This is a genomic window from Pseudomonas sp. NBRC 100443, from assembly GCF_030268185.1.
GTDB lineage: Bacteria > Pseudomonadota > Gammaproteobacteria > Pseudomonadales > Pseudomonadaceae > Pseudomonas > Pseudomonas citronellolis.
Map to the genome: position 1 here is coordinate 260,925 of NZ_BSQE01000002.1, position 11,105 is coordinate 272,029.

At 68.1% G+C, this 11,105-nt stretch carries 7 protein-coding genes; 5 read left to right on the plus strand and 2 right to left on the minus strand.

Annotated features, from left to right (window positions below; translation table 11 throughout):
- Positions 1 to 47: 47 nt before the first annotated feature.
- The gene (pvdP, locus tag QSJ95_RS03435; protein ID WP_285640058.1) at positions 48 to 1,676 is read right to left on the minus strand and encodes a pyoverdine maturation tyrosinase PvdP; all 1,629 of its coding nucleotides are present in this window, start codon (positions 1,674 to 1,676) and stop codon (positions 48 to 50) included.
- 172 nt (positions 1,677 to 1,848) lie between these two features.
- Between pvdP and pvdM the strand changes: the two genes are divergently transcribed.
- From pvdM to pvdO, 3 genes are read left to right on the plus strand one after another with little or no spacing between them, the layout of a single operon-like run.
- Positions 1,849 to 3,195: a pyoverdine-tailoring dipeptidase-like protein PvdM gene (pvdM, locus tag QSJ95_RS03440; protein ID WP_285640060.1), complete on the plus strand. Its 1,347-nt coding sequence runs from the start codon at positions 1,849 to 1,851 to the stop codon at positions 3,193 to 3,195.
- 19 nt (positions 3,196 to 3,214) lie between these two features.
- Positions 3,215 to 4,495, plus strand: a complete 1,281-nt coding sequence (pvdN, locus tag QSJ95_RS03445) for a pyoverdine-tailoring periplasmic protein PvdN (protein ID WP_285640061.1) — start codon at positions 3,215 to 3,217, stop codon at positions 4,493 to 4,495.
- A gap of 27 nt (positions 4,496 to 4,522) precedes the next feature.
- A complete protein-coding gene (pvdO, locus tag QSJ95_RS03450) occupies positions 4,523 to 5,389 on the plus strand; it encodes a dihydropyoverdine dehydrogenase (RefSeq protein WP_285640063.1) in 867 nt (288 codons plus the stop codon).
- 58 nt (positions 5,390 to 5,447) lie between these two features.
- Here the strand turns inward: pvdO and QSJ95_RS03455 are convergent, their stop codons facing one another.
- Complete coding sequence (locus tag QSJ95_RS03455; protein WP_285640065.1) at positions 5,448 to 6,281, minus strand: formyl transferase; 834 nt, start codon at positions 6,279 to 6,281, stop codon at positions 5,448 to 5,450.
- Between the two features lie 314 nt (positions 6,282 to 6,595).
- Here QSJ95_RS03455 and QSJ95_RS03460 point away from each other — a divergent pair, with 314 nt between their 5' ends.
- Together QSJ95_RS03460 and fhuE are read left to right on the plus strand one after the other, a co-directional pair.
- Positions 6,596 to 8,251 (plus strand): cyclic peptide export ABC transporter, encoded by a 1,656-nt coding sequence (locus tag QSJ95_RS03460; RefSeq protein ID WP_043319470.1) that lies wholly within the window; start codon positions 6,596 to 6,598, stop codon positions 8,249 to 8,251.
- A 178-nt stretch (positions 8,252 to 8,429) separates the two neighbouring features.
- A complete protein-coding gene (gene fhuE, locus QSJ95_RS03465; protein WP_285640072.1) occupies positions 8,430 to 10,802 on the plus strand; it encodes a ferric-rhodotorulic acid/ferric-coprogen receptor FhuE in 2,373 nt (790 codons plus the stop codon).
- Positions 10,803 to 11,105 lie beyond the last annotated feature (303 nt).

Sequence of the window (11,105 nt, forward strand, 5' to 3'; positions counted from 1 at the left end):
CACCCGCAGGAGCAGCTGTCTCGCAGGCCGCGCCGGGCGTGCCCCGCTCAGCGCTCCGCCAGCTTCAGGTTGCGCGCATACCACGGCCGCCGCGGCGCGCGCTTTAGCCAGCCCTTGCGCTCGTCGTCTTCGGTGAGGATGACGCGCAGCGCCAGTTTCATGGTCTCCACGTCCAGGGCCAGGTCGCTGCTGCTCGCCTGCAGGTCGGAGAGGCCGCAGCCGTGGGTGGATGGGCCCAGCCAGGGGTCGTCGATCTCCACCCAGCGGCCGCGGGCGAACCAGGGCATGCCCAGCACCTCGGCGCGGCGCACCTCGCCCGGGTGGAAGCGCTCGTGGGCGCGGAACCAGTCCTCGATGCGGTCGTCGATCCAGCCGTGGAAGCACCAGAACACCGGGTTCACGTGGGACGAGAAGGGGTCGCCGAGGAAGTCGTTCTCGCGCAGGAACCAGCGCGGCGCGAAGTCGGCGTAGTTGCGGTCGGTCATCAGCGGCGCACCGTTGGACGGGTCGCGCGTCACGCTGGCCCAGCGCATGTGCAGCCAGTCGTGCAGGCCCAGTTCCAGTTCCGAGCCGAACTGGCCCAGGGTCAGCTTCGCCAGGTAGGCCGGGTCCTGGTACTGCGACTCCCAGACCTGGAAGTTGCCGTGGTAGGCGTCGGCGCTTTTCAGGTCGTGCAGCCACTGGCTGTATTCGTCATCGTCCACCGCCACCCAGGCCGGCGGCACCGAGCAGCCGTCGGCGTTCTCGAAGTAGCGGATGAAGCCGGCGCGGTCGTATTCCAGCGGCACCGCCGGCGGCGGCAGGCGCTGCCAGGACGGCAGGTCCTGCAGCGAACGGGCCTTGGCCAGCATGCGGCGGTGCATGAAGAGGAAATCGATGCCCGAGGCGTTGCGGTCCTTGTGCCGGCCGCGCGCGTCGCGCTCGGCGTCCAGCGGCCCGGGCTGCCAGCCCACGCCGCGCAGGGCGTTGCGCTGGGCCTCGTCGAGGTGGTGCCACTTGTCCCGCGAGGCGTGCCAGAGCTGGTGGAACAGGCGGTGCTGCGGCGACACCAGCCAGGCCAGCAGCGCCTCGTTGAGCGGCAGGCGCTCGCGGGCCAGGGGAAAGGGCTGCTTTTTGGCGACGAAGCGGCAGTCCTGCTGCGGCAGGGACAGGTCGCGGTCCAGACGCTGGAGGCGGCCGCTGAGGGTGCCGTCACCGGCATTCGCGAAGTTGTCCCACACCTCGTCGAACACGGCGCTGCATTCGTGGCTGGGCGTGTTGCCTTCGCCCAGCAGGCGCCAGCGGATGTTCGCCGAGCTGGCGCCGACCAGGTCGCCGAGCACCCGGTAGCGCGGCGGTTCCGTGCCGCGCAGGCGCTCCGGGGTGTCCAGCCAGCCGATCAGCCCGCGCCCGCATGGGCCGCAGTCGAGGATCAACTGCAGGCCTTCGGCGGGCAGGCCCGGCAGCCCCTGCCCGGCATCGAGCAGGCGTAGGTCCCAGATGCCGCGCAGGCGGTCGGCCAGGCGCAGCTCGGCGCCGGCGCTGGTTTCCAGGCTGGCTTCGCCGGGCGTCTCCGGCTCCCGCGCGTCCAGCTCGCGGCGTTGCAGTTCGCGGTAGCCGAAGTAAGCCGCCGTCGGCAACGCCGCCGCCCCCGTCACTGCCAGGGCCGCCATGAAACCGCGTCGAGAAACCGTCATCGTCCGTCCTGTGTCCGTCGCCAAGCAGGCTGTACCGAGGCTAGAACGGTCGGCCCGGCGGCAAATTTAGCGGTGCGCCGGCGCTAAATTTCCGCCCGCACGCCTCGTCCTCCCCCACAGGCGATGCCCTGCCCCGGGCTGCCATCCGACTCCAACGCTGACTGGGACGGCAATGACTAGCACCCGCACGAAAAAGATCCTCTGGCTCACCCTGCCCCTGCTCGTACTGGCCCTCGTGGCGGGCGCCGCGGCCTGGCTGCTGCTGGCCCGCGCCCAGCCCTACCCGCGCGAGGTGATGGCCCACGCCGAGGCGCTGCACGAGCGCATCCTGTCCTTCGACAGCCGGGTGACCGTGCCCCTGGACTTCGGCACCGAGGGCCACGAGGCCGACCGCGACGGCCCCTCGCAGCTGGACCTGGTCAAGGCCGGGCGTGGCCGCCTGTCCGGCGCGGCCCTGGCGATCTTCGGCTGGCCGGAGATGTGGAGCGGCCCCGACGCCCCGCACAAGCCCACGCCGGGCTTCGTCGACGAGGCGCGGCACCAGCAGGAAATCCGCTACAGGATTCTCACCGGCATGGTCCGCGACTTTCCCGAGCGGGTGGGCATCGCCTACACGCCGGAGGACTTCCGCCGCCTGGCCATGGAAGGCAAGTTCGCCATCGTCATGAGCATGCTCAACGCCTACCCGCTGGGCGACGACCTGTCCCAGCTGGACCTGTGGGCCGCCCGTGGCGTGCGCATGTTCGGCTTCAACTACGTGGGCAACAACAGCTGGTCCGACTCCTCCCGCCCCCTGCCCTTCTTCAACGATTCGCCCGACGCCCTGGGCGGCCTCTCGCCCCTGGGCAAGCAGGCGGTGCAACGGCTCAATGACCTGGGGGTGATCATCGACGTCTCGCAGATGTCGACCAGGGCACTGGAGCAGGTCGCCGCCCTGAGCCGCGCGCCCATCGTCGCCTCGCATTCGGCGCCGCGCGCGCTGGTGGACATCCGCCGCAACCTCAGCGACCACGAGATGCAGCTGATCAAGGACAGCGGCGGGGTCATCCAGGTGGTCGGCTTCCCGGCCTACCTGCGCCCGCTGAGCAAGCCCACCCTGGAGAAGCTCGACGCCCTGCGCGCGCGCTTCGACCTGCCGCCGCTGGCCGGCCTGGACTACGCGCTGATGCCCGGCGACCCGGTGATCGCCATCTGGCCGGAGAAGAAGTTCGGCGAATACGCCAGCAGTCTCTACGGCATCCTCGACGAGGAGCCCAAGGCCGGCCTGGCCGACTTCGTCAACGCCATCGACTACACGGTGAAGAAGGTCGGCATCGACCACGTCGGCATCAGCTCCGACTTCAACGACGGCGGCGGCCTGGACGGCTGGAAGGACGAGAGCGAAATCCGCAACGTCACCGCCGAGCTGATCACCCGCGGCTACTCCGACGCCGACATCGCCAAGCTCTGGGGCGGCAACTTCCTGCGCGTATGGGGCGAGGTGCAGAAGCGCGCCAAGCCGCCCGTCGCCACCCGCTGAACCGCGCCAAGGACATTCCATGAACGACCGCCGTACCTTCCTCAAGCAGGCCGGGCTGCTCGCCGCCGGCCTGCCCCTGCTGCAGACCTCCGACCTGGCCCTGGCCGCCGCCGCGCCGGCCGGCGCGGACAAGTGGCAGGCCCTGCGCCGGCAATTCGACCTCGACCCGGACTACCTGCACTTCGCCAACTTCCTATTGGCCTCGCACCCACGCCCGGTGCAACAGGCCATAGACGCGCTGCGCGCGCGCTTCAACGCCAACCCCGGCGAGGCGGTGGACTGGGACCGCGAGGAGGTCTGGAAATACGAGGACGAGGCGCGCGCCTGGGCCGGCCGCTACTTCGGCGTCAAGCCGGCGCAGGTGGCCCTCACCGGCAGCACCACCGACGGCCTCGCGGCCATCTACGGCGGCCTGCTGGTGGCGCCGGGCAAGGAAATCCTCACCTCCAGCCACGAGCACTATTCCACCTACACCACCCTGGAATACCGCCACAAGCGCATGGGCACACAGGTACGCGAATTTCCCCTGTTCAAGGACCCGTACCGGGCCTCGGCCGACGAAATCCTCGCCAATATCCATCGCAACATCCGCCCCGAGACGCGGGTGCTGGGCATGACCTGGGTGCAGTCGGGCAGTGGCGTGAAGCTGCCGGTACGCGAGATCGGCCAACTGGTGGCCGAGGCCAACCGCAACCGCGACGCCGCCGAGCGGATCATCTACGTGGTCGACGGCGTGCACGGCTTCGGCGTGGAGGACGCGAACTTCGCCGACTTCGGCTGCGACTACTTCATCGCCGGCACCCACAAGTGGCTGTTCGGCCCGCGCGGCACCGGCGTCATCATCGCCCGCGAGGAGCAGTTGCAGGACCACCTGGTGCCGAGCATCCCCACCTTCACCCGCGCCGACAGCTTCGGCACCCTGATGACCCCCGGCGGCTACCACGCCTTCGAGCACCGCCTGGCGCTGGGCAAGGCCTTCGAGCTGCACCTGCAGCTGGGCAAGGCCGACGTCCAGGCGCGCATCCACCAGCTCAACGGCTACCTCAAGCAGCGCCTGGCCGAGCACACGAAAGTGCGCCTGGTCACGCCGACCAGTCCGGAACTCTCCTCCGGCTTCACCTTCTTCCGCGTCGACGGCCGCGACTGCGACGCCGTGGCCCGGCACCTGATGGCGCACAAGGTGATCAGCGACGCCGTGGACCGCGACGTCGGCCCGGTGGTGCGCCTGGCGCCCAGCCTGCTCAACGACGAGGCGCAGATCGACCGGGTGCTGGACATTCTCGCTCCGCAGCTCGCCTGACCCGCTTCCCACTTCACGAGAACCGCCATGCACGCATTACCGCCCCTGGCCCTGGCCACCCTGCTCCTGGCCGCCCCCACCGCTTTCGCCGCCGAGGCGCACAAGCCGGGCGCCGTGTTCAAGGACTGCAAGGACTGCCCCGAGATGGTGGTGCTGCCCGCCGGCAGCTTCACCATGGGCACCCCGGACGACGAGACGGGCCGCCAGCCGGACGAAGGCCCATTGCACACCGTGACCTTCGCCCGGCCCTTCGCCATCAGCCGCTACCAGGTCACCGCCGCCGAGCTGGACGCCTACCTGAAGGCCACCGGCGTGCGCCTGGCCAACGGCGACACCCGCCCCGGCCGCGAATGCATCGCCGGCAAGCCGCGCTACAGGCAGGGCCCGCGCCAGCCGGCGGTGTGCGTCGACTACGAGGACGTGAAGGGCTACGCGGCCTGGCTGTCGAAGAAGACCGGCCAGCATTACCGGATGATCAGCGAAGCCGAACGCGAATATGCCGCCCGCGCCGGCAGCGCCGGGCCCTTCCCGTTCCCCTTCGACGAAGGCAAGGAGTACAGCATCGCCAAGCACGCCAACACCTACGGTGCCGCCGACGGCTACAACTTCACCTCGCCGGCGGGCAGCTTCCCGCCCAACGCCTTCGGCGTGTACGACATGCACGGCAACGTCTACGAATGGGTCGCCGACTGCTGGCACGACAACTACGACGGCGCCCCCAGCGACGGCAGCGCCTGGATCGACAGCGACTGCAAGCTGGTGCAGATCCGCGGCAACGACTGGGGCGAGGCGCCGATCTTCTCCCGCTCGGGCAACCGCAACAACGCCTACAAGAGCGACCGCGGCGACTGGATAGGTTTCCGCGTCGCCCGCGAGCTGGTGAACAAGCCCTGAATGTGACAGGGCCGGCACTACCATCGCCGTGCCGGCCCTGGCAACCACTCTGCCGCGCTCAGTCGCCCTGCTTTTCCGCCAGCAGCGCCAGCCCTTCGTGCAGGGCCGGGAACAGGCTGTTGTTGAAGTTGTTCCAGCGCAGCTCGAGGATGCTGTCCTCGGGGGAAATCTCGGTCTTCAGCACGTCGTGGAAGACTTCGCCGGAGTCGATGCCGTTGTCCACGTAGTGGAACGAGGCCCCGGTCCAGTACAGCGGCTCCACCGCGACCTTCTCCATGGTCGTCCAGTTCACCACCTTCTCGCCCCGCGCGCCGTATAGCGCATCGAGGGTCGCATAGGCGCCACGGCGCTCGTAGGGCGAGTCCTCGCGGGTCACGCCGGGATGGATGTTCATGATCCGCCGGACGAACGGCGCCCCCGGGCGCACCAGCTCGTCGAGGATCACCAGCAGGCCGTCCAGCACCGCGACATCGGTGCCCAGTTCCACCAGGGTGTCGTGCAGGCGCCGTTCGAAGTCCTGCTTGCCGGCGATGTGCTCGGGCGTGCCGCGCGGGTGCCGGCGATAGGTCGAAGGCACGCTCAGCAGCAGGTCGTTCAAGCGCCTGCCCTGGACCTCGAGGTCAGCCGGGTAGAACCACTGCCGGCCCGGCTGGTAGGCGAAGCCATAGTCCTTGATCTTTTCCTGGTCGCGCGGCGATTGCGGGTCGTCGTCGTAGATCACGCCGACCAGCTCGTACTGTTCGCCCAGCGAAGTCCGGTTCAGCGATTCGACGAGAAACTCCAGCACCGACTTCATGTAGCGCTCTTCCCCCTTGTAGGGGACGTACTGGCCGGCCTTGTCCGCAGCCGCGTTACGCAGCGACCAGATATAGGCGAGTTTGCGTTTCTTCATGGTGGTTTCTTTCCTGGGCATGGCTCGGCTTGGCGCACGCGGGCGCGCGCCGTGGGTTCGGCGGGCCGGGGCAGCGAGCCCCCGCTACCCGCACTTCACTAAGGGCAACGAACGACCCCGGGGCGAATTTATCCGCGCGCGCCGAGCGGTTCGCCGGCCCCCGGCGCAGGCGTCCAGGCGGACCTGGCGCACAGCCGGCTAAATCAGATGGCCAGTTGCTCGTCTTTGCACTAAATCCGGCGGGCCGTTCCTCGTCTTTCCAGTTCGACGCGCCATGCCATTGAGTTCCTGCCCAGCAGGCATCCGAGAAGCCCATGCCCCGCACAGCCGAAAGCCTCACCCATGAAACCCTGACGCTCCTCAAGCCCTTCTGGCCCCAGCTGCTGCTTTCCGTGCTGCTGGGGGTCGCCGGCGGCCTCAGCATCACGGCCCTGCTGGCCACCATCAATACCGCGATGAACATCGAGGGCGGCCCCAACCTGCGCATCGCGCTGGTGTTCGCCCTGCTCTGCGTGACGACCCTGGCCTGTTCCACGCTCTCCAAGCTGCTGACCAACTACATCGGCCAGCGCGTGGTCGCCACCCTGCGCCGCGAGCTCGCCGCGCGGATCCTCTGCGCGCCCATCGAGCAACTGGAGCGCTACCGCGCCCACCGCCTGATACCGGTCCTGCTCAAGGACGTCAGCTCGCTGAGCATCTTCGCCCTGAGCGTGGCGCCCATGCTCATCGCCCTGAGCGTGACCCTCGGCTGCCTGGGCTACCTGGCCCTGCTGTCCTGGCAGATTCTCGCGGTGACGGTGCTCACGGTGATCATCGGCAGCGGCGCGCAGTACCTGGCGCACCACTTCGGCACCCACAGCCTGCAGGCGGCCCGCGACGGCGAGGACGAGCTGCAGAAGCACTACCAGGCGATCTCCGCCGGCGCCAAGGAGCTGCGCATCCAGCGCGAGCGCCGCCTGGACCTGCTGGACCGGCAGATCCACGACAGCACCGAACGCATCTGCAAGGCCAACATCCGCGCCGCCTCGATCTTCATCAGCGCGGAAAGCTTCGGCTCCATGCTGTTCTTCGCGGTCATCGGCATGGCCATCGCCCTCCTGGCCATCTGGCCCGCCACGGAAAAAACCGTGCTCGGCGGCTTCGTGCTGGTGATGCTCTACATGAAGGCCCCGCTGGAGCAGCTGGTCACCAACATTCCCGGGCTCAGCCAGGCCAAGGTCGCGCTCATGCGCATCAACGAGCTGTCGCGGCGCTTCTCGTCCGCCGAGCCGCAGCTGCTGGCGAAGGCGGCCGCCCCGGCGAACTTGGCCCCGGAACAGATCGAGCTGCGCCAGGTGCGCTACGACTACCCGCAGGCGGCCGGCGGCCAGAGTTTCCACCTCGGCCCCATCGACCTGACCATCCGCCAGGGCGAGATCGTCTTCATCGTCGGCGAGAACGGTTGCGGCAAGACCACGCTGATCAAGCTGCTGCTGGGCCTGTACAACCCGCACCAGGGCGAGATACGCCTGAACGGCCAGGCCGTCGGCGATGGCGAGCGGGACGACTACCGGCAGCTGTTCGCCACCGTGTTCACCGACTACTACCTGTTCGACGAACTGCTCAGGGGGCGCACGGAAATCCCCGAACAGGCGATCCGCTACCTGGAGCGCCTGGACATCGCCCACAAGGTCGGCATCCGCGACGGCAGCTTCACCACCACCGACCTGTCCACCGGCCAGCGCAAGCGCCTGGCGCTGATCAACGCCTGGCTCGACGACCGCCCGGTGCTGGTGTTCGACGAATGGGCGGCCGACCAGGACCCGGCCTTCCGCCGCGTGTTCTACACCGAGCTGCTCCCCGAACTCAAACAGCAGGGCAAGACGATCATCGTGATCTCCCACGACGATCGCTACTTCCATACCGCCGACCAGCTGGTTCGCCTGGCGGCGGGACAAGTCATCCACGAACGGGAGGCCGCCGAAGTGTAAGTTCCAACTTTCCGGACCAGAGCCTTCTGGCCCGCGACAACGGGAAATGTTCCGGGCCAATTTGCCTTTTCACATCTGCCAAAAACATTAAAAGAGCAAATCATCCATGCCAGCACACTACGCCTTATCCCCCTTGAGCAAAGCCGTCCTGATTCGGCGCTACCTCGGCGGCAGGCTCATGCCGCACTCCCTGGCCGTGGCCCTGAGCCTGCCGCTGGCGGGCTACGTCCAGGCCCAGGAAGTCAACTTCGACATTCCCGCGCAGTCCCTGGGCAGCGCGCTGCAGGCCTTCGGCAAGCAGGCCAACCTGCAGGTGCTCTACCGTCCCGAGGACGTCGCCGGCAAGCGCAGCCAGGCGCTGAGGGGCAAGCGCGAGCCGTCCCAGGCCCTCTCCGAGCTGCTGCAGGGCACCGGGGCCGCCCAGCACATCGAGGGGGATACCGCCACCGTCAGCTTCGGCGGTGACAACGGCAGCCTGGAAATGGGCGCCACCACCATCGTCAGCAACCGCCTGGCCACCACCACCGAAGGCACCGGTTCCTACACCACCGGCGCCACCGCCGCCGCCACCGGGCTGCCGCTGTCGACGCGCGAGACGCCGCAGTCGGTGAGCGTCATCACCCGCCAGCGGATGGACGACCAGAACATGACCACCCTCGGCGACGTGCTGGCCAACGCGCCGGGCATCTCCGCGCCGCAGCTGGATAGCGAGCGCACCGTCTTCGCCTCGCGCGGCTTCTTCATCAACGACCTGCAGTACGACGGCATCTCCAGCTACTACAAGAGCAACTACGCCGCGGGCGAGTCCGAGCTGGACGCCATCATTTACGACCGCATCGAGATCGTCCGCGGCGCCACCGGCCTGCTCACCGGCGCCGGCGAGCCCTCGGCCTCGGTCAACCTGGTGCGCAAGCGCGCCGACAGCAAGGAGTTCCGCGGCGAGGCGCAGGTCAGCGCCGGCTCCTGGGACAACTACCGCAGCACCCTGGACCTGTCCGGCCCGCTGACGCCCACCGGCAACGTGCGCGGCCGCCTGGTGGGCGCCTACCAGGACAAGAAGAACTTCTTCGACCGCTATTCCCGCGAGGGCCACGTGATCTACGGCGTGGTCGACGTGGACCTGACCGACGCCACCACCCTGAGCCTGGGCGCCAGCTACCAGAAGTCCGACGCCGACGGCCTGACCTACGGCGGCGTGCCGCTGTGGAACAGCGACGGCTCGAAGACCCACTACAGCCGCTCGTTCAGCATCGCGCCGAAGTGGAACACCGAGGAAGTCGAGGTCAAGAACTTCTTCGCCAACCTCGAGCACCGCTTCGATAACGACTGGCAGGCGCAGTTCCGCGTCATGCACAACCGCAACGAAGTGGACAACGCGCGTATCTTCAACTGGGGCTTTCCCGACCCGGAGACCGGCCTGATCGACGCCGAACCCTCGCAGTCGCGCTTCCCCGGCGAGCGCAAGCAGCAGAGCACCGACCTGCGCCTGTCCGGCCCGTTCGAACTGTTCGGGCGCACCCACGAGGCCGTGGTCGGCGCCACCTACTTCGACCACAAGTACTCGTTCGACTGGATCGGCAACAAGACGCCCTGGCAATCCCCGGTCAGCGTGTACGACTTCGGCCACGTGGCGGAACCGGAGTGGGACTACGAGAACCGCGAACTCTCCGAGCGCAACCACACCAAGCAGAAGGCCGGCTACGCCGCCCTGCGCCTGTCCCTGGCCGACCCGCTGAAGCTGATCCTCGGCGGCCGCTTCACCCAGTACGACCGCGAAGGCGCCGGTTGGGCCTCCTCGGGCGAATACGACTACAGCGACCACAAATTCATCCCCTACGCCGGCCTGGTCTACGACCTGAACCAGAACTATTCGCTGTACGCCAGCTACACCAGCATCTTCAACTTCCAGGACTACCGCGACCGCAACGGCGCCTGGCTCGACCCGGTCACCGGCGACGCCTACGAGGCCGGCATCAAGGGCGAGTTCCTCGACGGCAGGCTGAACGCCTCCCTGGCTGCCTTCCGCATCGTCCAGGACAACCTCGGCCAGCAGGACGTCGGCTACTCCGTGCCCGGCAACCCCGACAGCCCGGCCTACTACGCCACCGACGGCGCCACCTCCAAGGGCGTGGAGTTCGAACTGTCCGGCGCGCTCACCGAGAACTGGAACGCCTTCTTCTTCGCCACCCACTACAGCGCCAAGGACTCCGACGACAACGACGTGAACACCCAGCTGCCGCGCACCATGGCACGCCTGTTCACCACCTACCGCCTGCCGGGGCAATGGAAGCAACTGACGGTGGGCGGCGGCGCCAACTGGCAGAGCCGCATCTACTACGACGGCGTAGGGCCCCAAGGCCAGCGCCAGGAACAGTCCGACTACCTGGTCGCCAACCTGATGGCCCGCTACGACATCACGCCCCAGGTCTCGGCCCAGCTGAACGTCAACAACCTGTTCGACGAGAAGTACCAGACTGCGGTGAACTGGTACGGCCAGGGCGTCTGGGGCGCCCCCAGGAACCTGATGGGCACCCTCAGCTACAAGTTCTAAGCGTCACGCGGCAAAAACGACGGGGGCCAGGCCCCCGTCGTCATTTCTGCTCCCCAGCTTTTCGTAGGCAAACACAGCGCCATCGTCGTTGGGCATCGGCCTGCCGGAAGGAGTTGGCGCGGGACGAAAGAGCACCCTCTCCCTAACCCTCTCCCTGAAGGGAGAGGGGACTGGTTCGGAGCGCATGGGAAGGAAGGCATTCCATGGAGACCATGGGTGTCGCGGATGCCAATGGTGCAGGGAGAACAGGGCCTGACGGTGGCACGGCCTGGCCCCCGCTCCCTCCGGGAGAGGGTTGGGGTG